20 protein-coding genes are annotated in these 21,100 nt (G+C 72.4%); 11 read left to right on the forward strand and 9 right to left on the reverse strand.

The genetic code is table 11. The features are described 5' to 3' along the window. Positions 1 to 69: 69 nt before the first annotated feature. Positions 70 to 1,911: an AMP-dependent synthetase/ligase gene (locus tag AAT21_RS10930; RefSeq protein ID WP_046776452.1), complete on the forward strand. Its 1,842-nt coding sequence runs from the start codon at positions 70 to 72 to the stop codon at positions 1,909 to 1,911. Between the two features lie 280 nt (positions 1,912 to 2,191). On the opposite strand, the gene AAT21_RS10935 is transcribed toward AAT21_RS10930, so the two are convergent. The 4 genes from AAT21_RS10935 to AAT21_RS10950 form a co-directional block, all read right to left on the reverse strand. Then, the gene (locus AAT21_RS10935; RefSeq protein ID WP_046776453.1) at positions 2,192 to 2,398 is read right to left on the reverse strand and encodes a hypothetical protein; all 207 of its coding nucleotides are present in this window, start codon (positions 2,396 to 2,398) and stop codon (positions 2,192 to 2,194) included. A 33-nt stretch (positions 2,399 to 2,431) separates the two neighbouring features. Further along, on the reverse strand, positions 2,432 to 2,944 hold the full coding sequence (locus AAT21_RS10940) for a glycine-rich domain-containing protein (RefSeq protein ID WP_046776454.1): 513 nt from the start codon (positions 2,942 to 2,944) through the stop codon (positions 2,432 to 2,434). A gap of 242 nt (positions 2,945 to 3,186) precedes the next feature. Continuing rightward, positions 3,187 to 3,411, reverse strand: coding sequence for a hypothetical protein (locus tag AAT21_RS10945; protein ID WP_046776455.1), 225 nt, complete (start codon positions 3,409 to 3,411; stop codon positions 3,187 to 3,189). A gap of 84 nt (positions 3,412 to 3,495) precedes the next feature. Beyond that, positions 3,496 to 4,671, reverse strand: a complete 1,176-nt coding sequence (locus AAT21_RS10950; protein ID WP_046777235.1) for a helix-turn-helix domain-containing protein — start codon at positions 4,669 to 4,671, stop codon at positions 3,496 to 3,498. Between the two features lie 113 nt (positions 4,672 to 4,784). Between AAT21_RS10950 and AAT21_RS10955 the strand changes: the two genes are divergently transcribed. Continuing rightward, complete coding sequence (locus AAT21_RS10955; protein ID WP_046776456.1) at positions 4,785 to 5,318, forward strand: flavoprotein; 534 nt, start codon at positions 4,785 to 4,787, stop codon at positions 5,316 to 5,318. 166 nt (positions 5,319 to 5,484) lie between these two features. On the opposite strand, the gene sph is transcribed toward AAT21_RS10955, so the two are convergent. Continuing rightward, complete coding sequence (gene sph / locus AAT21_RS10960) at positions 5,485 to 6,483, reverse strand: sphingomyelin phosphodiesterase (RefSeq protein WP_046777236.1); 999 nt, start codon at positions 6,481 to 6,483, stop codon at positions 5,485 to 5,487. Positions 6,484 to 6,613: 130 nt separating this feature from the next. On the opposite strand from sph, the gene AAT21_RS10965 reads away from it, so the two are divergent. Then, on the forward strand, positions 6,614 to 7,510 hold the full coding sequence (locus AAT21_RS10965; RefSeq protein ID WP_046776457.1) for an oxygenase MpaB family protein: 897 nt from the start codon (positions 6,614 to 6,616) through the stop codon (positions 7,508 to 7,510). A 61-nt stretch (positions 7,511 to 7,571) separates the two neighbouring features. On the opposite strand, the gene AAT21_RS10970 is transcribed toward AAT21_RS10965, so the two are convergent. Further along, complete coding sequence (locus tag AAT21_RS10970) at positions 7,572 to 9,131, reverse strand: M1 family metallopeptidase (RefSeq protein ID WP_046776458.1); 1,560 nt, start codon at positions 9,129 to 9,131, stop codon at positions 7,572 to 7,574. A 483-nt stretch (positions 9,132 to 9,614) separates the two neighbouring features. On the opposite strand from AAT21_RS10970, the gene AAT21_RS10975 reads away from it, so the two are divergent. The 5 genes from AAT21_RS10975 (at position 9,615) to AAT21_RS10995 (ending at position 15,771) form a co-directional block, all read left to right on the forward strand. Beyond that, positions 9,615 to 10,478, forward strand: a complete 864-nt coding sequence (locus tag AAT21_RS10975) for an SCO6745 family protein (RefSeq protein WP_046776459.1) — start codon at positions 9,615 to 9,617, stop codon at positions 10,476 to 10,478. Between the two features lie 84 nt (positions 10,479 to 10,562). Further along, positions 10,563 to 13,010: a Tex family protein gene (locus AAT21_RS10980; protein WP_046776460.1), complete on the forward strand. Its 2,448-nt coding sequence runs from the start codon at positions 10,563 to 10,565 to the stop codon at positions 13,008 to 13,010. 307 nt (positions 13,011 to 13,317) lie between these two features. Then, positions 13,318 to 13,818 carry an ImmA/IrrE family metallo-endopeptidase gene (locus AAT21_RS34905; RefSeq protein WP_046776461.1) on the forward strand — a complete coding sequence of 167 codons (501 nt, stop codon included), beginning with the start codon at positions 13,318 to 13,320 and terminating at the stop codon, positions 13,816 to 13,818. Then, positions 13,808 to 14,995: an MAB_1171c family putative transporter gene (locus AAT21_RS36635; RefSeq protein ID WP_046776462.1), complete on the forward strand. Its 1,188-nt coding sequence runs from the start codon at positions 13,808 to 13,810 to the stop codon at positions 14,993 to 14,995. Before AAT21_RS34905 ends, AAT21_RS36635 begins: the two co-directional genes overlap by 11 nt. Then, positions 14,992 to 15,771, forward strand: a complete 780-nt coding sequence (locus tag AAT21_RS10995) for an SDR family NAD(P)-dependent oxidoreductase (RefSeq protein WP_046776463.1) — start codon at positions 14,992 to 14,994, stop codon at positions 15,769 to 15,771. The genes AAT21_RS36635 and AAT21_RS10995 overlap by 4 nt, the downstream gene beginning before the upstream one ends. Positions 15,772 to 15,840: 69 nt before the next feature. Here AAT21_RS10995 and AAT21_RS11000 read toward each other — a convergent pair whose 3' ends face one another. Then, positions 15,841 to 17,478, reverse strand: coding sequence for an ABC-F family ATP-binding cassette domain-containing protein (locus AAT21_RS11000; protein WP_046776464.1), 1,638 nt, complete (start codon positions 17,476 to 17,478; stop codon positions 15,841 to 15,843). A gap of 133 nt (positions 17,479 to 17,611) precedes the next feature. On the opposite strand from AAT21_RS11000, the gene AAT21_RS11005 reads away from it, so the two are divergent. After that, entirely contained in the window at positions 17,612 to 18,241 is a 630-nt protein-coding gene (locus AAT21_RS11005; RefSeq protein ID WP_046776465.1) for a DJ-1/PfpI family protein, read from the forward strand. 10 nt (positions 18,242 to 18,251) lie between these two features. Here AAT21_RS11005 and AAT21_RS11010 read toward each other — a convergent pair whose 3' ends face one another. Continuing rightward, positions 18,252 to 18,992: an enoyl-CoA hydratase/isomerase family protein gene (locus AAT21_RS11010; protein WP_046777237.1), complete on the reverse strand. Its 741-nt coding sequence runs from the start codon at positions 18,990 to 18,992 to the stop codon at positions 18,252 to 18,254. A gap of 98 nt (positions 18,993 to 19,090) precedes the next feature. Between AAT21_RS11010 and AAT21_RS11015 the strand changes: the two genes are divergently transcribed. Next, positions 19,091 to 19,777: an HdeD family acid-resistance protein gene (locus tag AAT21_RS11015; RefSeq protein ID WP_046776466.1), complete on the forward strand. Its 687-nt coding sequence runs from the start codon at positions 19,091 to 19,093 to the stop codon at positions 19,775 to 19,777. 130 nt (positions 19,778 to 19,907) lie between these two features. After that, the gene (locus tag AAT21_RS11020; RefSeq protein ID WP_412180316.1) at positions 19,908 to 20,402 is read left to right on the forward strand and encodes an ATP-binding protein; all 495 of its coding nucleotides are present in this window, start codon (positions 19,908 to 19,910) and stop codon (positions 20,400 to 20,402) included. A gap of 41 nt (positions 20,403 to 20,443) precedes the next feature. Here the strand turns inward: AAT21_RS11020 and idi are convergent, their stop codons facing one another. After that, on the reverse strand, positions 20,444 to 21,043 hold the full coding sequence (idi, locus tag AAT21_RS11025) for an isopentenyl-diphosphate Delta-isomerase (protein ID WP_046776468.1): 600 nt from the start codon (positions 21,041 to 21,043) through the stop codon (positions 20,444 to 20,446). Positions 21,044 to 21,100: the final 57 nt, after the last annotated feature.

Below are 21,100 nucleotides of genomic sequence, written 5' to 3' on the forward strand. Positions count from 1 at the left end.
TCTGCTCCACAGCTTGGGTTCAACAGTATTGCTGTCGCACCAACGATGTGAAACGGCCAGGAGCTGCCCATGACCACGAACCTGCGACTGCCCGGACGACCCGAAGAGATCACCTTCTCCGCCCTGCTGGCCCGCAACGCCGCCGAGTACGGGGATCTCCCCGCCCTCTCCTGGCGCGATGGGCCCGACGCGGCCGGGTGGACGACGCTCACCTGGAGCGAGGTCCGCCACCAGGTCGCCGTCCTCGCCGCCGGCTACGCGGCCCTCGGCGTCGAGCGCGGCGAGCACGTCCTGCTGATGATGGGTAACCGCCCGGAGCACTGGCTCAGCGACCTCGCCCTCTTCCACCTGGGCGCGGTGCCCGTCACCGTGTACGGGACCTCCGCGCCCGAGCAGATCGCGCACATCGCCCGGCACAGCCGGGCCCGGGTCGCCGTCGTCGAGGGCGCCCGTGAACTCGTCCGGTGGGAACCCCTGCTGGCCGCCGCCGACGTCCCCCTGGAGCGCCTGGTCGTCGCCGAGGCCGCCGAGGCCGGCCGGCACGGCACGTACGCCTCCCTGTACGCGAGCGGCGCCCGGATCCACCGCGCCGAGGCCTTCGAGAAGGCCTGGCAGGAGAGCCACCCCGAGGACCCGCTCACCGTCGTCTACACCTCGGGCACCACCGGCGACCCCAAGGGCGTGCGGCTGACCCACCGCAACCTGATCCTGCAGGCGGTCCGCCTCGACGGGCGGGTGGACCTGCCCGAGCACACCGAGCACATCTGCTATCTGCCCTTCGCGCACATCGCCGAGCGGGTCCTCGGCATCTACCTGCCGCTGCTGAGGGCCGCGCACGTCATGCTCTGCGCCGACCCCACCGCCGTGTCCGCGGCCGTCCGCGAGCTGCGTCCGGTGCAGTTCTTCGGAGTGCCCCGGGTCTGGGAGAAGCTCGCCGCCTCCGTCCGCGCGGTCCTCGCACAGCTCCCCGAGGAGCAGCGCCACGCCATCGAGGAGGCCAACGACCTCGCCCGCGCCCGGGCCGGCCACCACGAGCGGGGCGAGGAGGTGCCCGCCGGACTCGAAGCCTCGTACGCCTCCGCCAAGGAGCGGACGCTGGACCCGCTGCTGCGCCTGGCGGGCATGGACCGGCTCGCCTGGACGGCCAGCGCCACCGCGCCCATGCCCATCGACGTCGTCCGCTTCTGGGCCGGCTGGGGCATCACGATCATGGACGCCTGGGGGCTCACCGAGACCGCCGGGGTGTGCACGCTCAACAGCCCCGACGGCTTCCGGCTGGGTTCGGTGGGCCGTCCGATCGAGGGGCTGGAGCTGCGGATCGCCGAGGACGGGGAGGTCCTCACCCGCGGTGCGACCGTCTTCGGCGGCTACCTGCGCCCGGACGGCTCGGTGGAGAGCGCCTCCGACCCGGAGGGCTGGTTCCCCACCGGGGACGTCGGCCGGATCGACGAGGACGGCTTCCTCTGGATCACCGACCGCAAGAAGGAACTGATCATCACGTCTACGGGCAAGAACGTCTCGCCGGCGCTGGTGGAGAACACGGTCAAGGAACACCCCCTGATCGGCCAGGCGCTGGTGCACGGCGACGGCCGCTCCTACCTCGTCGCCCTGCTCGTCCTGGACGCCGAGCTGGCCCCGGTCTGGGCGGCAGCCCGGGGCATCGAGGCCGCCTCCCCGGGCGCGCTCGCCGAACACCCCGCGGTCCGCGAGGAGGTCGCACGCGCGGTCGAGGCGGCCAACGCACGGCTCAACCGGACGGAGCAGATCAAGCGCTACCGGCTGCTCACCGAGGAATGGGGCCCAGAGACCGGAGAGCTCACGCCCTCCCTCAAGCTCCGCCGCCGGGTGGTCCGCGACAAGTACGGCGCGCTCATCGACGGCATGTACGAGGAGCCGTACGAGGCGGAGTGACCCGGACGCTTCCGGCCGGTCGGCGGATGGTGGTGGCTCGACTCCCGACGTGAAGCATGCATAGGGTCCGGCTCATCTGGCGACGTCCCGACCAGGGTCTTTGCGGAGACGAAGGTCGGGGCGTCACTGCGCCCGGGCGTGGGCGGGGCGGGCACGCAGCGTGTCCCGACGCGCTCACCGGCGTCGCCGACGTACCGGCCGTGACCTCTCGGAACCCGTGCGGCTCGGCCCCGGTGGTAGCCCCGGCCGGCGGGGGATCGCCGGCCGGGGCGGGCTCAGATCAGCGCGCGACGACGAACCCACGCTCGGAACGCCGACCGCGTGCTGCAGCAACCCTGGCGAGAACAGACCCAGTCACGTCCCGGCCGTCCGCGTCCAGCACGATCCACGTACTCCCCGGATTGTCCGGCGTCACCGGAGTGACCGTTCCCGCGATGCCGTGCTGACGCATCGCGGCGTGCACCTCGAAGGCCTGGTCGGCGTTCATGTCCTCTCCTCTCTGCCGTGTGGGCCGCCGAGCCTATTCCCCGCCGCCGTGCGTGGCGCGGTTCCCCGGGTTGATCGGGCCGCAGCCGCCCGGGACCGGAGTGTGCGAGCAGTTCGCGGCGACCGAGACGAGCGACCGGTCCGGACCCACCCACAGCTCGGCGTCCGGCGTGTACCCGGCCTGCTCGATCAGGGCCATGGTCCGCGTCAGAACCTCCGGGTCATGACGGGACGCCTCCGGCCGCTCCGGGTAGTGGTGCACGGTCCGGCCGAGCCTGCTGCACAGTGATGCGTACAGGTGCGTGTGCAGGATCAGCGCGTGCCAGCCCGCGTCGACCTCACGGGTGGGCGCGATCCGTACCGACGGGAAGCGGGACGCCGCGATGACGAACGTGAGGGCCTCGATGAGGATCCGTGAGGCCATCTCTGGCTCGATGTTGGGGTTGTCGTCCAGGATGGTGGCTCGGACGTCGTTGAACTGGGCGTCGGTGAGGAGGGTGCGGGGCGGGAGCGGCTTCTGCGGGCCGGTGGCGCATGCAGCGGTCATGATGTGCTCCTCGGTGTGAGTGCCGATGGTGCGATGGGCCCGCCCCGGGCGCCCGACGGAAGGGCTGGGGCGGGAGTTGAGGGGCGGGGATCAGGTGATCCCGTGAGGGCCGCCGCGCGGGCAGCCCGGTGCGTGCACTACGGCGCCGCCCTCGGGTCCCCCGATGGGCAGCGGCTCGGCGCCGCACGGGCACGGCTGCGGTGGCTGCTCGGCGGCCCGCTGGTAGGTGACCTCGTTGGTTGTCACCAGGTCGCCTGGATGTTCGCGACGGCCGTGGACAGTTCGCGGCCGCCGCCGACCGGCCGGATGTAGGCGATCTCCGCCCAGTGCTCCGGCTGGCCCACGTTGGCCGTGTTCTCCATCAGCACCGCCATGAGCGTGCCCTCGGTGCCGGACGCGATGTCGCGTACCGGCTTGCGGAGGAGCGGGTGCGGGATCTCTGTGTGCGCGTCCTGCGGGGCGGCCATGGCAGGTGCTCCCTACGTCGTCAGTGGGTGGTGAGACCAGCCTGACTCTTCGTAAGGGAGCGAATGCTCACAGATTTGTGAGTGCTACAGCCCGATCCAGCGAGCCATCCCCCCAAGGCCGTCGGGCGTCCGCCGAGACATGTGCACCAGTCCCCGGACCGTGCTCCGCGTTCCCGGCAGATGCCGTGTCTGCTCCGGTGCCACTTTCCGGGCCTGCGCCAGATACCGCAGCGACATCTTCGCAGAGCCCGCCTCCATTTCCACCAGCGCCCGGTCCACGAGGTACCGGGCCCGCCGCGACGTCAGCGTCGAGGCGGGCAGCTTCAGCCTGCGGGCCCGACTGAGAGCCTCGTCGAAGTCGGCCAGCACGATCGACGTGCCGATCTCGTGCAGTCGGACGTTCACCTGCCCGAAGGACAGCCAGTGGACCTCGCCGGCCTCGCCGCCGACGCGGTCGGCGAGCTCCCGGGCCGCGGCCAGGTGCGTTTCGACGGCAGTCCGGTCCCCGGTCTTCGCAGCCACGGTGGCCGCGCCCAGGTGGAGCTGGCCGGTTACCACCACGGCCTCGCGGCTCGTCGCCCCGGCGAGGAGCGCCTGCCCCGACGAGATAAGAGGGAGGGATGTTGCGCACCGCCACAGGGTCGCCCGCTTGTACCGTTGCACGGCCTCCAGGCACGGGTCCGAGGCCCGGCCGGCGGCCCATCCCATTCGGTCCAGGGCGACGCGCGCGAGGTCGGGGTGGTCGAGCTTCAGCGCCACGTCGTGTGCGGTCCGGTATGCCGAGGCGAGGGCTCGCCATGCCTGGGTCGACGGCGCCGTCCACGCCGTGTGGGTCAGTTCCAGGATCAGGCCGGGGAGGGTCTTGGCTGCGGCCCTCAGATGGGTGGCTCGGACCTGCTGGCACAGGGCGTCGGCCGCGGCTGCCAGCTCCGGCACCGAGCGGACGGTGGGAAGCAGGGGGAGCGGGCCGAGGTCGTACCGGTCGAGGGCTTCTCGGATCGGTGCGACCAGAGCAACCAGCCGGTCCGGGGGCAGCGATGTCATGGCAGGGGGTCCTGCCAGCAGGGAAGTGTCCACCCTGAGAGCTTGCGCCACCGCCGCCACGAAACCGGGGGTCGCTGCACGTGCGCCGCATTCCACCTGGTTCAAGAGGCTGAGGCTGTAGGGGATACGGTCGGCGAGTTCGCGCTGTGTCAGGCGCGCGAGGCGCCGCTGCTCCTGGATACGGGATCCGGCGTGGTCATCTCTGGGTGCGGGCATGCTGATCTCCGTCCACAACTCGTGAGCATGGACGGTACCGGTGCTCCGTCTCCCGGGTATGCCCTCTCCCCGACTCCTGCCGGATCGAGGGTGATTGCATAGGCTCAGGCGCCATGACGACGAGGACTCTCTACCTGCTCTGCTCGGCCGCGCCGCCCGTGTTCGACATCGCCGGCGTGGTTGAGGATGCCCAAGGCCGCGGCTGGGATGTGTGTCTCGGCCTGACGCCCACCGCCGCCGACTGGTTGGAGGACAGCCTGCCCGGCCTCGCTGCGCTCACCGGGCACCCGGTCCGCAGCCGATACAAGAGGCCCGGAGACCCGGATGCTTGGCCGAAGGCGGACGCGATCCTTGTTGCGCCGGCGACCTTCAACACCGTGAACGCGTGGGCGCTCGGGCTCACGGACCGGTTCGTCGTCGGGGTGGTTGCCGAGGGTATCGGCAAGGGGATTCCGATGGCGGTCATGCCGTGCGTGAACGCAGCCTACGCCCAGCATCGGGCGCTGGACCGGTCGTTGGGGGAGTTGAGGGAGATGGGCGTGGTGGTGCTGTACGGCGAGGGTGGGTTCGTGCCCAACCGGCCCGGCGAGAAGGTTCCCTATCCGTGGGGGCTCGCCCTTGACGCCGTAGACGGCCTCGGCCGGTAGGTCCGGGCGCGTACGCACGCAAGCCCCCTCCCGTCTGAGGGTGAGATGTGGGGCCGTGGTGTCCAGGCGGAGAGGTCCGGGACTGCGGGGGACCGCCCGGGAGGCCAGTCGGCCTCAGCCCCGGCCGGTGCGCGGCGCACGCCGCGCACCGGCCGGGGTGGGGACTTCAGCGGCCGATCACCGGGTAGTGGTCGGAGAGGTTGGTGTAGGTGTAGGAGGTGCCCCAGCTGGAGACCGTCCAGGGCGCCGACTCCTCCTTGACCACGTTGTTCTCCCAGCCCGCCGGGCGGGCGTTGCCCTTGCGGTAGAGCACGTAGTCCAGGTCCTCGCGCGGGTCCGTCGGGTAACGGTACTTCGCTATCGAGTTCAGCGCCGTGTCGAAGGAGTACGGGTGGCCCGTGCGGGTGTCGGTGTCGGCGAGGTCGGCGTTGGCGAGCATCGTCGCGTACTCGGGGGTGCGCGAGTCGACGTTGAGGTCGCCCGCCAGGATGACCTGCTCGTTCGCCGGGATGTTCTTGCCGTCCAGGAAGGCGTCCACGGCTCGGAACTGACGCGCGCGCATCTCCGCGGCCTCGCCCGCGCCGCAGCCCGGGTCGGTGGACTGCGCGTGCGTGCCGACCACGTGCACCCTGGTGCCGTTGACGTTCAGCACGACGTAGGCGAAGCCCTTGTTGGACCACCAGTCGGCGCCGCAGGCGTCCTTGTAGACGTACTGCTCCTTGCGGACGATCGGCCACTTGCTGAGGACCGTGACGCCGCCGTCCTCCGGGGTGGTGGAGGAGTAGGCGCCGCCCGTGGCGTCCCAGCCCGTCTTGCTGCGGCCGACGACCGGGGTCTGGTACGGGTACTGCGCGGCGGAGTTCGCCTTCAGCGCGTCCGAGGAGCTGTTGTCGAAGGCCTCCTGGAGCACGACCACGTCGTGGCCCTGGTAGAAGGAGGTCCTCGGGATCGCCGCGGCCCGGTGGTCCTGGCCCCAGTTCGGGTAGAGGTTCTTGCTCATCAGGAACACGTTGTAGGACAGGACGCTCAGCCGTGGGGCGGCGGCGTTCTCCGCGGCCGTGGCGGCCGTGGCGGCGGGAGCGGTGGTGGTGGCCAGTGCGCCTGCGGCGACCGCGGCGACGGCCGTGGCGGCGGCGCGGCGCGAGCGGGTCGTGGAAAGCAGCATGAAGGTCTCCGTCATTCCTGCGGGGGAAGATCGACGCCGTCATACAAGCAGCAGCAGTTACCTCTGGGTAACACCCGTGCAGAGACTTTCTGTCCGTGAGACGGCCGTCCGGTGCTCGCATACTTGTCATATGAGGAGAACGGACTCGGCACACCCCACCGGACCTGCGGTCACGCGCCGCACCGACCCCGCACCGCCGCCGCCCGGCGGGGTGCTGTGGACCATCGCCGGTGACGTCCGCGCGCTGCTGATGCTGCCCGCCGCCTTCACGATGCAGGTCGCGCACCCGGCCATCGCCGCTGGCGTCGACGAGTACTCCGTCTTCCGCACCGACCCCTGGGGCCGCGGCGAACGCTCCCTGCGCTCGGTCCAGCTGTGGGTGTACGGCGGGGAGGACGCCGCCGAGGAGGGCCGCCGGGTCCGCCGCCTGCACAAGGACATCCAGGGCACCGACACCCGGGGCCGGCGCTACCACTCCCTCGACCCCGCCTGCTACGCGTGGGTCCACGCCACCGGCTTCCCGGTCTACCTGTACGCCGGTCGCTACCTGCTGCGCCGCTTCACCCCGGCCCAGGAGCAGCAGCTCTACCGCGAGTGGCTGCAGGTCGGCCGGATCCTCGGCCTGCGCGACCGGGACATGCCGCAGACCATCGAGGAGTACTGGACGTACTGGGGCCGGATGCTGGCCGAGGAGATCGAGCCGACCGCGGTCGCCCGCGAGCTGGTCGCCACCGACGTGCCGCTGCCCCGGCCCGAGGGCGGGCCGCTCCCCGTACGGCTGCTGCTGCGGCTGACCTGGCCGGTGCTGCGAGCGGCGTTCCTGCGGCTGCGGGCCTTCGTCACCGCCGGGTACATGCCGCCCGAGGCGCGCGCCGCGATCGGGCTGGAGTGGAGCCCGGCACAGGAGCGCCGGCTGCGCCGCTTCAGCACGGCCGTACGGCTCCTCGTACCGCTGCTGCCCGAACGGCTCCGGTACCTGCCGATCGCCTACCGGGCCCGCGCCGCCTGGCACGCGGGGCGCGGCTGACCGTACGTACGCCGGACCCGCGGCCTCCGCCGGATGCGGGGGCCACGGGCCGGGCGCGGGCTCAGTGCCGGTGGCCGTGCCCGGTGCCGTGTCCGGAGCCGTGTCCGGTGTCGTGGACGGTGTTGGTCTCCGCGATCTTCTTCCAGGACTTCGGCTCGGCGGCGGGCTTCGCGGGGGCGGACTGCTGCGCCGAGCGGGCCGCCGGCTTCGCGGCCGTCGGGTTCAGCGCCGAGGCCTCGGGCCTGCCCGGGGTGTAGAGCCAGGTCTCGAACAGCTGGGCCAGGGGCTTGCCGGAGGCCTGCTCGGCGTACCGGACGAAGTCCCCGACCTTGGCGTTGCCGTAGGCCCGCTCGGTCGGCCAGCCCTTGAGGATCCGGAAGAACGCCTCGTCGCCGATCTCGTTGCGCAGCGCCTGGAGGGCGATGGCGCCGCGGTCGTAGACGGCCCCGTGGAACTGGTTCTCCGGACCGGGGTCACCCGGCTTGACCTGCCAGAAGGCGTCCTCCGCGGGGCGCAGGGAGTAGGCCCAGTCGGCGAGCTCCTGCGCCGTGCCCTCACCCTCCTTCTCCGACCACAGCCACTGGCTGTAGCGGGCGAAGCCCTCGTTGATCCAGATGTCCTTCCAGCCCTCCACGGACACGCTGTCGCCGTACCACTGGTGTGCCAGCTCGTGCACGACCACCGAGACGTTCGCACCGTTCTGGAACTGGCGCGGACCGTAGAACGACCGGGTCTGGGTCTCCAGGGCGAAGCCGGCGTTCACGTTCGGCACGTAGCCGCCCAGCGCGTTGAAGGGGTACGGCCCGAAGACCCCCTCCAGCCACTCGGTGACCTCGCCGGTGCGCTCCACGCTCGCGCGCGCCGCGCCCGCGTTGTCGCCGAGGTCCTTGCTGTACGCGTTGACGATCGGCAGCCCGCTCGCCGTCCTGTCGGTGGTGATGTCGAACCTGCCGACGGCGAGGGTGGCCAGATAGGTGGCCTGCGGCTTGTTCGAGCGCCAGTTGTACCGGGTCCAGCCGAGCCGCGAAGTCTGCGACTGGAGCACGCCGTTGCTGATGGCCTGGGTGCCGTCGGGCACGTTGACCGACACGTCGAAGGTGGCCTTGTCCAGCGGGTGGTCGTTGCTGGGGAACCACCAGACGGCCGAGTCGGGCTCCTGCGCCGCCACGCCGCCGTCCGGGGTGCGCTGCCAGGCCGTCCAGCCGTCGACCTTCAGCTCGGACGGCTTGCCGGCGTAACGGACGACGACGGTCAGCGGGGTGTTGCGCGCCAGCGGCTTCGCCGGGGTGACCTCCACCTCGTGCGCGCCGGACGTGGCGAACTTCGCCTTCGCGCCGTTGACCCGGATCTCGCTGACCTTCAGGCCGAAGTCGAGGTTGAAACGGGACAGGTCCTGCTTGGCGGTGGCGATCAGGGTCGCGGTGCCCTCCAGCAGGTCGGTCGTCGGCTGGTACTTCAGGCGCAGGTCGTAGTGCGACACGTCGTATCCGCCGTTGCCGCTGGCCGGGTAGTAGGGATCGCCGATACCCGGGGCGCCCGGACCGGAACTCGCCGCCGACGCCGGGATCACCAGCAGGAGGGAAGCGGCGAGCACGCTCGGGACGATGACTTTGCGGTGCACGGATGGCTCCAAGTGTTAGGGGAGACAGCTCGGTTCAAGGTCGTCGCTCGACCGTATTCACCCCTGGCCGCTCAGGTCATGTCCATGGCCCCGGCTGTCACACGATCGCCATTCGGCCGTCACGCGTCCGCGCGCGGAGCGGTACTGACCCAGCCGCGCGGCTGCCGCCGGCCCGCCCGCACCCGCTCCGGCCTGCGCCCCGGCCGCCGGGTGGCCCGGCCCCGACGGCCCGCCGGACCTCCCGGTCCCGCCCGCGGGAACGGCCGGATCGACACGACGGCCCCGCGGCACGCACCCGCCCCGCAGGTGCGCGGTCGTCCTCGTGCCCGGTCGGTGGTGGGGGCAACGCCCCGTGGGGGACGGAGGCGCACGTTCGTGCACGAGGAACTCCCCGCCGGACCCCGACCGCTGACAAGCCCGTCCGCCCGGCGGGCGCCGGGACCGCCCTACCCGCCGTACCGGACAGTCGGTACCGTGCCGCGCATGACCCTTCATCCGCTTGCCGCGCGACGCTGCTGGCACGCCGCCGTCAACCCGCTGCACGCCACCGTCTACTTCTCGCCGGAGATCGCAGAGGAGTTCGCCGCCCTCGGCATATCGGACCCCGTCGCCGTCAACCTGGCGCACCGCTCCGCCGCGATGGGCGCCGTCGGGGCCGGTGCGGTCACCGCCACCTTCTACAACTACCGGCACGACCTCGTCGCCCGGCACCTGCCCGCCGTCTGGGACACCGTCACCCCCGAGCAGGCCCTCGCCGCCCGGCTGCGCGCCGCCGACGCCGCCCTCACCCGCCTCCTCGGCGCCGGCACCGTGAAGTCCCCCGAGGTGGCCGAGGCCGCCGACCTGGCGATGCGCGCCACCGAGGGCTGCACCCGGCACGCCCGCACCCTCTACGCCGCTCACGCCGACCTCCCCGTGCCCGAGGAGCCGCACCTGAGGCTGTGGCACGCCACCACCCTGCTGCGCGAGCACCGCGGCGACGGCCACCTCGCCGCCCTGCTCCTCGCCGGCCTGGACCCCGTCGAGGCGCTGGTCAGCCACACCGCCACCGGCAAGGGCATGACCCCGAAGTGGCTCAAGGCCATGCGCGGCTGGACGCAGGACGACCTCGACGCCGCGGCCGGCCGGCTGCGCGCACGCGGCGTGCTCGACGACGCCGGCGAGCTGACCGAGCAGGGCGCGGCCCTGCGCGAGCAGCTGGAGAGCGACACCGACCGGCTCGACGCCGCCCCCTACGAGCACCTCGGCGCGGACGGCCTGGCCCGTCTCACCGACCTCGGCGGCGCCCTGGTCGTCAAGGCCGTGACCGCCGGTGCCTTCCCCAGGGACCTCATGGGCAGGGCCTGACGGGCAGGGCTCCCGCCGTCCGTCGCGACCACCTGCCACAATTGGCAGCCTTCCAGTGCAAACGAAGGCAGGCGGGACCCGATCGTGACGATGTCCATCGAAGGCAGGATCGCCGAGGAGCTCGGCGTACGGGAGCGGCAGGTCAAGGCCGCCGTCGAGCTGCTCGACGGCGGCTCCACCGTGCCGTTCATCGCGCGCTACCGCAAGGAAGCGACCGAGATGCTCGACGACGCCCAGCTGCGCACCCTAGAGGAGCGGCTGAGGTATCTGCGCGAGCTGGAGGACCGGCGCGCGGCGATCCTGGACTCCGTACGGGAGCAGGGCAAGCTCGACGCCGAGCTGGAGGCCCGGATCAACGCCGCCGACACCAAGGCGCGCCTGGAGGACATCTACCTCCCCTTCAAGCCCAAGCGCCGCACCAAGGCGCAGATCGCGCGCGAGGCCGGCCTGGAACCGCTCGCGGACGGCCTGCTGGCCGACCCGTCGGTGGACCCTGCCGCGGCGGCGGCCGCGTTCGTCGACGCCGACAAGGGCGTCGCCGACCCGGCGGCCGCCCTGGAGGGCGCCCGCGCCATCCTCACCGAGCGGTTCGCCGAGGACGCCGACCTGATCGGCGAGCTCCGCGAGCGCATGTGGAGCCGCGGCCGGCTCGCCGCGAAGGTCCGTGAGGGCAAGGAGGAGGCCGGCGCCAAGTTCGCCGACTACTTCGACTTCGCCGAGCCGTTCACCGCGCTGCCCTCGCACCGCGTGCTCGCCATGCTCCGCGGCGAGAAGGAGGACGTCCTCGACCTCAACCTGGAGCCCGAGGCCCCCGAGGACGCCGACACCCCCGGCCCCTCCACCTACGAGGGCATGATCGCGCGCCGGTTCGGCATCGCCGCCCCCTCGCAGCACAGCCGTCCCGGGGACAAGTGGCTCGCGGACACCGTCCGCTGGTGCTGGCGCACCAAGATCCAGGTGCACCTCGGCATCGACCTGCGGATGCGGCTGCGCCAGGCCGCCGAGGACGAGGCCGTACGGGTCTTCGCGTCGAACCTGCGCGACCTGCTGCTCGCGGCGCCCGCCGGCACCCGCGCCACCCTCGGCCTCGACCCGGGTTTCCGTACCGGTGTGAAGGTGGCCGTCGTGGACGCCACCGGCAAGGTCGTGGCCACCGACGTCATCCACCCGCACGTGCCCGCCAACCGGTGGGACGAGTCCCTCGCCAAGCTGGCCCGCCTCGCGAAGGAGCACGCGGTCGAGCTGGTCGCCATCGGCAACGGCACCGCCTCCCGCGAGACCGACAAGCTGGCCGGGGACCTGATCACCCGCCACCCGGAGCTCGGGCTCACCAAGGTGATGGTCTCGGAGGCGGGCGCCTCCGTGTACTCGGCCTCCGCCTTCGCCTCGCAGGAACTGCCCGGCATGGACGTGTCGCTGCGCGGCGCCGTCTCCATCGCCCGCCGCCTGCAGGACCCGCTGGCCGAACTGGTCAAGATCGACCCGAAGTCGATCGGCGTCGGCCAGTACCAGCACGACCTGTCCGAGGTGAAGCTGTCCCGCTCCCTCGACGCGGTGGTCGAGGACTGTGTGAACGGCGTCGGCGTCGACGTCAACACCGCCTCCGCGCCGCTGCTGTCGCGCGTGTCCGGCATCAGCGGGACCCTCGCCGAGAACATCGTCGCGCACCGCGACGCCAACGGCCCCTTCCGCAGCCGCAAGGGCCTCAAGGACGTGGCCCGCCTCGGCCCCAAGGCGTACGAGCAGTGCGCGGGCTTCCTGCGCATCCGTGGCGGCGACGACCCGCTGGACGCCTCGGCCGTGCACCCCGAGGCGTATCCGGTGGTGCGGGCGATGGGGAAGACGGCGGGCGGCGAGGTGGCCGCGCTGATCGGCAACACCGGGGTGCTGCGCTCGCTGCGGCCCGAGCAGTTCGTCACCGAGGCCTTCGGTCTGCCCACGGTCACCGACATCCTGCGCGAGCTGGAGAAGCCGGGCCGCGACCCGCGACCCGCCTTCAGGACGGCGACCTTCAAGGAGGGCGTCGAGAAGATCGGCGACCTGGCCCCCGGGATGATCCTGGAGGGCGTGGTCACCAATGTGGCCGCCTTCGGCGCCTTCATCGACATCGGCGTCCACCAGGACGGTCTGGCGCACGTCTCGGCGCTGTCGAAGAACTTCGTCAAGGACCCCCGGGACGTGGTCAAGCCGGGCGACATCGTCCGAGTCAAGGTCATGGACGTGGACATCCCGCGCAAGCGGATCTCCCTGACCCTGCGGCTGGAGGACGAGACCGGAGCCGAGCGCGGTGCCCCGCGCCAGCGCGAGGAGCGGCGCGGCGGCGGCCGTCCGCCGCAGCAGCGCGGCGGAGCCGGCGGCCAGGGCGGCGGCCGGAACCAGGGCGAGCGCGGCCAGAGCGAGCGCGGCCAGAGCCAGGGCGGCGGCCAGGGCCGCCGGCAGGGCGCCGGAGCCCCCGCGCCCGCGAACAGCGCCATGGCCGACGCCCTGCGGCGGGCCGGCCTGACCGGCCCCGAGGAGCGCCGCAAGCGGTGACCCGGAGCGTCGGGGGTGTGCGGGAGGAGTCCCGCACACCCCCAGGGGCGGCCCCCGGCCACCCGGCGCGTGAGGATCTTCGTACGTGATGGCCGAATAGGTTCCCCACCTGGGGACTTTCCTTGCCAACTCCCGTACAAGATCTGTAGGCATGGTGGAACGCCCGTTCGTCATCCGGCGGACGGGCTTCCGTGTTTCCTCCCTCAGGACTGCATTCCCCGAGGCCGCCTTGAAGGCACAGGACGTCATGCCCATGCCCACACACGTCTACCGACGCTGCCCCGGAAAGGCTCCGAAGAGGGATCACATGCCCCACCGGCAACTCAGCATTCGTAAAAGGTGCGAGAACATTCTCGGCCATCTGGATCTGACCCATCCGTTCTCGCTCGACGCCCTGTGCGGGCGGATAGCCGAGCAGCGCGGCCGCCCCATCCAGCTCCATCCCCTCCCCAAGGAGGCGGCGGAATCCGGGGTCTGCGGACTGTGGGTGGGCACGGCCAGCGTCGACTACGTCTTCTACGAGGCGCAGACCACCCCGCTGCACCGGGAGCACATCGTCCTCCACGAGCTCGGCCACATCCTCTTCGGACACCACTCGCTGGAGGGCGAGGAGACCGACGACGGCGCCCCGGTCGTACTGGGCCGCACCAACTACACCACCCGCCAGGAGCAGGAGGCGGAGATGCTCGCCAGCATGATCCGCATCCGTACCGCCCACGCCGGCCCGCGCACCCCCGCCCGGCACCGGGGCACCCTCGCCCGGCTGGAGTCCGCCATGGGGTACGAGCGGGGCACCGATGGCGGCTGACCTGACCGACTTCGGCAACTGGCTCGCCGTCCCGAGCGTGGTGTTCCTGTGGGCCGCCGTCCTGCTGCGTGCCCCGGGCGCCCTGCGCTCGCCCCAGCAGCGCGGCCTGTGGCTGGCCGTCGCGACCGCCGCCGCCGCGATGACCCTCAACCTGCCCGACGTCGTCTCCTACGCCATGAGCCGCGGCGCGGCCTACGCCCACTCCATCGGGCTGGCCCGCAACCTCATCGGGGTGCTCTCGGCGGGCGCCGTGCTCTACTTCGTTGCCGCCACCACCCGCGGCCGCCGCCTCCGGCTCGCCTCCTGCGCCGCCACCGTGGCCTGGCTGACCGCCCTCGTGGCCCTGGACGCCGCCACCTCCGCCCACGGCACCCACACCATGCCCCCGGCCGGCGACCCGGTGCCCTCCCTTGCCTACTGGCTCGTGCTGATCTCGGCCCACGTGATCGCCAACACCGTCTGCGTCGCCCTGTGCTGGCGCTACAGCCGGCGCGCCGAGAGCCGGGGGCTGGCCGCCGGCCTGCTCCTCTTCGGCCTCGGCACCGCGCTCGCCGGACTGTTCTGGCTCGCCTACCTGGTCAAGGCGCTGTTCGCCAACACCTGGGCGATGCCCGCCCTCCCGCTGCTGATGAACCTGCACGGCATGCTGCGCGCCGCCGCGATCCTCGTGCCCACCCTGTTCACCCTCCGGCGCACCCTCGCCGACATCGCCACCGCCTGGCGGCTGTGGCCGCTGTGGCGCGACCTCGTCGACGCCGTTCCGCACGTCGCCCTCAACAAGCCGCGCTCGGGCCGGGTGGCCGAGCTGCTGTGGCCGCCGGTCCCGCGCAACCTGCTGGTCTACCGCAAGGTCATCGAGACGCGCGACGCCATCCTGGTCCTGGGGGAGTACGTCCGGCCGGGCGCCCTGGAGCAGGCCCGCGGCCGGGCCGCCGACCACGGGATCCCCGAGCAGCGGCGCACGGCGGCCGCGCTGGCCCGCGTACTGAAGGACGCACGGCGGGCCAAGCTCGCCGGCCTGCCCGGGTGGCCGGGCGAGGCGGCCGCGCTGGAACTGCCCGCAGTCGTCCAGAGTCCGAACGAAGGCGGGGACCTGGCGGACGAGGCACGGTTCCTCGTCGACGTCGCCGAGGCCTACACCTCGCCGGCCACCACCGAGGAAGTGAACGCGCCGTGACCACCGTACTGATCACCGGAGCCAGCGCCGGACTGGGCGCCGCCTTCGCCCGGGGATTCGCCGCCAAGGGCTGCGACCTGGTCCTCGTCGCCCGCGACAAGGACCGGCTGGGCGCCGTCGCCGACGCGCTGGCCCGCGAGTACGGCGCCGCCTCTGAGGTGCTGGCCGCCGACCTGCTGGACCCGGCGGACCTCGACCGGGTCGCCGGGCGGCTCGCCGACCGCACCCGGCCCGTGGACATCCTGGTCAACAACGCGGGCTTCGGGCTCCCCGCACCCTTCCCGTACAGCCCGGTCGAGGACGAGGAGCGGATGCTCGACCTCCTCGTCAAGGTCCCGCTGCGGCTCACCCATGCCGCACTGCCCGGTCTGCGCGAGCGCCGCCGCGGGGGCGTCGTCAACGTCTCCTCGGTGGCCGGACTGCTGCCCACGGGCACCTACGGGGCCGCCAAGGCCTGGGTCACCGCGTTCAGCGAGTCCCTCCGGGTGGACATGGAGCCGTACAACGTCCGGGTGCTGGCCGTCGTCCCCGGCTTCACCCGCACAGAGTTCCAGGAACGCGCCGGGATGGACGTCAGCGCGCTGCGCGACGCGGTCTGGCTGGAACCGGAAGCCGTCGTCGAGCAGGCGCTGAAGGACCTCGCCCTGCGCCGCCCGGTCAGCATCACCGGCCGCCGCTACCAGGCCTACGCCCTCGCCGTCCGCCACCTCCCGCGCACCTTCGTCGCCCGGAAGATGGCCCGCAAGCGCCGGGCCCCCGCCGGACCGGACGCATGACCGAGCCTGCGGACCGCGCCCGCGAGGCGCGCGAACGCCGCGCCCGGCGGGACCCGTCGGGGATGCCGCCTAGAGCTCGGTGACCTTGCCGCCGGAGACTTCCAGGCGGCGGGTGACCTGTACCGCGTCGAGCATCCGGCGGTCGTGCGTGACCAGCAGGAGGGTGCCCTCGTACGTCTCCAGCGCGGACTCCAGCTGCTCGATCGCCGGCAGGTCGAGGTGGTTGGTCGGCTCGTCCAGCACCAGCAGGTTCACCCCGCGGCCCTGGAGCAGCGCGAGCGCAGCGCGGGTGCGCTCACCGGGGGAGAGGGTCGCCGCCGGACGCAGGACGTGCGCCGCCTTGAGGCCGAACTTGGCCAGCAGGGTGCGCACTTCGGCGGGCTCGGTGTCCGGGACGGCCGCGCAGAACGCCTCCAGCAGCGGTTCGTCGCCGAGGAACAGGCCGCGTGCCTGGTCGACCTCGCCGACCAGGACGCCGGAGCCGAGCGTGGCGGAGCCGGAGTCCGGGGCCAGCCGGCCCAGGAGCACGGAGAGGAGGGTGGACTTGCCGGCGCCGTTCGCCCCGGTGATCGCCACCCGGTCCGCCCAGTCGATCTGCAGGCTCGCCGGGCCGAAGGCGAAGTCCCCGCGCTTGACGGCCGCCTCGCGCAGGGTGGCCACCACGGAGCCCGAGCGCGGGGCCGCCGCGATCTCCATCCGCAGCTCCCACTCCTTGCGCGGCTCCTCGACGACCTCCAGCCGCTCGATCGCGCGCTGCGTCTGGCGGGCCTTCGCGGCCTGCTTCTCGCTGGACTCGCCGCGCAGCGCCTTGCCGATCTTGTCGTTGTCGGTGGACTTGCGGCGGGCGTTGCGCACGCCCTTGTCCATCCAGTTGCGCTGCATCTGGGCCCGGCCCTCCAGCGCGGCCTTCTTGTCCGCGTACTCCTCGAACTCCTCGCGGGCGTGGCTGCGGGACCGGGCCCGCTCCTCCAGGTAGGAGTCGTAGCCGCCGCCGTAGAGGTTGATCTGCTGCTGTGCCAGGTCGAGTTCGAGGACCTTGGTGACGGTCCGGGTCAGGAACTCGCGGTCGTGGCTGATCACGACGGTGCCGGCGCGCAGCCCCTTGACGAACCGCTCCAGCCGCTCCAGACCGTCCAGGTCCAGGTCGTTGGTCGGCTCGTCGAGCAGGAAGACGTCGTAGCGCGAGAGGAGGAGCGAGGCCAGCCCCGCACGGGCCGCCTGGCCGCCGGAGAGCGCCGTCATCGGCAGGTCGAGGCCGACCGAGAGGCCGAGATCGTCGGCGACCTCCTCGGCGCGCTCGTCGAGGTCCGCGCCGCCGAGGTCCAGCCACCGGTCGAGCGCGGTCGCGTACGCGTCGTCGGCACCCGGCGTGCCGTCCACCAGGCCCTGCGTCGCCGCGTCGAGCTCCGCCTGGGCGCCGGCCACGCCCGTACGCCGGGCCAGGAAGTCCCGGACCGACTCCTCCGGCCGGCGCTCCGGCTCCTGCGGGAGGTGGCCGACGGCGGCGGTGGGCGGGGAGAGCCGCAGCTCCCCGGTCTCGGGAGTGTCCAGCCCGGCGAGCAGCCGCAGCAGGGTCGACTTCCCGGCGCCGTTCACGCCGACGAGGCCGATGACGTCGCCGGGTGCGACGACGAGGTCGAGATCGGCGAACAGCGTGCGCTCGCCGTGCGCGGCGGTGAGCTTCTTGGCGACGAGGGTTGCAGTCATGATGGGCCGATCCTATCGGCGTGCGGGCCCGGCCCCGGATGACGGCGGCGGTCCGGTCGCTCTGCGTGGCCGTGTGGACGCGGTAGGTTTCAGCGGGCCGCAGTCGTTCGAGTCCGACCGTTCCGGAGGAGCCATGCAGATCGCCGTCCTGCTCTACGACCGCTTCACCGCGCTCGACGCCGTCGGCCCGTTCGAGACCCTCGGCCGGCTGTCCGGCGCCGAGGTCGTGTTCGTCTCGGAGCGGCCGGGGCCCGTACGGACCGACAACGGCTCGCTCGCACTCGTCGCCGACCAGGGGCTCGACGAGGTGACCCGGCCCGACATCGTCATCGTGCCGGGCGGCCCGCATCCCGAGCGGGAGATGGCCAATCCCGTGGTCATGGACTGGCTGCGCACGGTCGACGCCACCACCACCTGGACCACCTCGGTGTGCACCGGATCCCTGCTGCTGGCCTCCGCAGGACTGCTGCGGGGGCGGCGGGCGACCAGCCACTGGCTGTACCTGGAACAGCTGCCGAAGCACGGTGCCCGGCCCACCGGCGAGCGTGTGGTGTTCGACGGCAAGTACGTCACCGCCGCCGGGGTGTCCTCCGGGATCGACATGGGGCTCACCCTCCTCGGCCGGATCGCCGGTGACGAGTTCGCCCAGGCCGTCCAGCTGATGACCGAGTACGACCCCCAGCCGCCCTACGACGCGGGCTCGCCCGAGAAGGCCCCGGCCGCCCTCGTGGAGATGCTGCGGGGGAACAACCTGCCCGCCTGAGGGACGTCCGTCACGGGGCCCAGGTGAAGCGGGGCGCCCGGCGCTCCAGGAACGCGGCGACACCCTCGGCGGTGTCCTCGCTTCCGGACGCCTGCTCCTCCCAGTGACCGTCCCGGTCCGTACGGCCGTCGGCGAACTCCTTGGCCGCCGCCTGCGTCAGCTGCGAGCGGGCGGCCAGGACGCGGGTGAACTCGGCGACCCGCTTGTCCAGCCCGCCTGCCGGCAGCAGCTCGTTCAGGAACCCGGCGCGCAGCGCCTGTTCTGCCCCGATCAGCTCCGCGGAGAAGAGGAGGTACTTGGCCCAGGCCGGGCCGACCAGGGAGGTGAGCCTGCGGGTCGAGGACGCCGGGTAGACGATGCCCAGCTTTGCCGGGGTCACCCCGAAGGACGCCCCCTCCTCGGCGAAGCGCAGGTCGCAGGCGGCCGCCAGCTGGCTGCCGCCGCCCACGCAGAACCCGCGGATCGCGGCCAGCGTCGGCTTCGGGAAGGCCGCCAGGGCCTCCTCCGCCGCCACGGCGAGGGCCCGCGGGTCGTCGTCCCCGGTGAGGGAGGAGATGTCGGCGCCCGCGCAGAAGGTCGGTCCGGCCCCGGTGAGGACGAGCACCCGTACGGCCGGGTCGCCCGCCAGGCCGTCCAGCAGCCCGGGCAGCGCCCGCCACATCGCGGCGGTCATCGCGTTGCGCTTGGCTGGGTGCGAGACGACGACGGTGGCGACCCCGTCGGCGACCGTGTGCAGGAGGGTTGCGTCCAGGGCTGCGTCCATGCGCCGGATGCTATCCCGGGCGGTGGAACCTATGATCAAGGGAGTCCGTCGGGGGTCCGCCGGGGGTGCGAGGAGGTGGCACGCCCATGGGCGCAGAGCGAGCGCAGGGCACCGCGGCCGGAGGCCGGGAACCGCAGCGGGAGAAGAAGAAGGTCAACCGCAGCTTCGGGCTGATGGCCGTGCTCGGGGTGCTCCTCGTGCTCGCCGGCCTGGTCGGTCTGGTCTACACGGGCCTCGCCACGCTCACGTCGATGTTCCTTTTCGGCTGGCTGCTGCTCATCGGCGGCGTGGTCGGGCTGGTGCAGGCGGTGCAGTCGCGGGGGAGCAACTACTTCTGGCTCGCCGTCATCGTCGCCGCGATCAACATCGCGGCGGGTTTCGTGATCCTGCGCCGCCCCGAGGCGAGCGCCGAGGCACTGACCATGTTCGCGGCCCTGCTCTTCCTCACCGGGGGACTGTTCCGGCTGGTCGGCGCGCTGGTGGTGCGCGGAACCAACTTCGGGCTCGCCCTCGTCCAGGGTGCCTTCGGCGTGCTGCTGGGCTTCCTGATTCTCGCCAACTGGCCCGGCAACAGTCTGTACGTGATCGGAACCTTCTTCTCGCTCGCCCTGCTGTTCGACGGCCTGAGCCTCATCGCGATGGGCATGGGGGCGCGCCGCATCCTGGGGCTGGTCAGGGAGGACGAGGCGGCGGCGGCCGACGCCGGCGCGCGGGGGACGCGTGAGGCGGCCGAGAAGCGTCCGGCAGAAGATCAGGAACAGACCAACAACTGACGCCGTCATAAGCCAGTGGTCAGAAAGTGTCCGAATGACGCTGACTTCTGGTCAGCAGTCCGGGCCGGACCCACCCCTTCACCACTCTTGTCGCGTGGAGACGATCGAGCGTGAAGACGGGGGCCGGAAGATGGACGCCAGCGGGAGCGGCCCACGGGCCGGGGAAGGGGGGCCGCCGGCCCCGGCCGGCCCCCTCGCCTACGAGGGCGTGTGGAGGTTCACCGCTCCCGCAGTAGAAGAATCCGTTCCGCAGGCCCGCCGGGCCGTCCGGGACCTGCTCGGGCGCCAGGGGGTGCCGGCCCATCAGGACCTCGTGTACTCCCTGCTCCTGATCGTCTCCGAACTGGTGACGAACTCGGTCCGGCACGCCGCCCTGCTCTCGCCCGAGGTGGCGGTCGAGGTAGCCATCGGCCGCGAGTGGGTACGGGTGGCCGTCGAGGACAACCACCCCTACCGCCCCAAGGCGCTGGAGGCCGATTTCGGCCAGACCGGCGGCCGGGGCCTGCTGCTCGTCCGCGAGATCACCCTGCAGTCCGGCGGGGTCTGCGACGTCGAGCACACCTCCACCGGCGGCAAGGTCATCTGGGCGGCCCTCCCGCTCGCCACCCCGCCGGCCGCACGCTGAGCCGAGGACGGCGGGGGCGAGGGCGAGGACGGCGCAGGGGACTACCAGCCCGCCGCGTCGCCGGTCAGCTCGCGGATCGCGGGCCGCGCCGCGTCCAGCACGGTCATGAACCAGGCCGAGAACGGCACTTCCGCGTGCCGCTTCGCCAGCTCCTCGGCGGTCACGAAGGCGGTGTCCTCGACCTCCTCCGGATCCGGCCGCACGGCGGTCTGCGCGAGTCCCACGAACAGGTGATTGAACTCCTGCTCCACGAGGCCCGAGGCGGGGTCCGGGTGGTTGTAGCGCACCGTTCCCGCCTGCGCGAGCAGCGACGGCGACAGCCCCAGCTCCTCGTGGGTCCGCCGGGCCGCGGCCGCGAACGGCGACTCCCCGGGATACGGGTGACCGCAGCAGGTGTTCGACCAGACGCCCGGCGAGTGGTACTTCCCGAGGGCCCGCTGCTGGAGCAGCAGACGGCCCTGCTCGTCGAACAGGAACACGGAGAACGCCCGGTGCAGCTGCCCGGGAGCCTGATGGGCGGAGAGCTTCTCCGCCGTGCCGATGGTGTTGCCGGACTCGTCGACCAGTTCGAGCATGATCGGTTCTTGAGTACCGGTGCCGTGGGACGCGCTGTTCGCGGCGGTGGCTGGTGTGGTCGGCATACCCATCCTTCGCTTCGGACTTCGGCCTTCAGTCTGCCGTACAAAAGAGGCTTGTCC

Origin of the sequence: Streptomyces yangpuensis (assembly GCF_001005295.1) — a bacterium.
Taxonomy (GTDB): Bacteria; Actinomycetota; Actinomycetes; order Streptomycetales; family Streptomycetaceae; genus Streptomyces; species Streptomyces yangpuensis.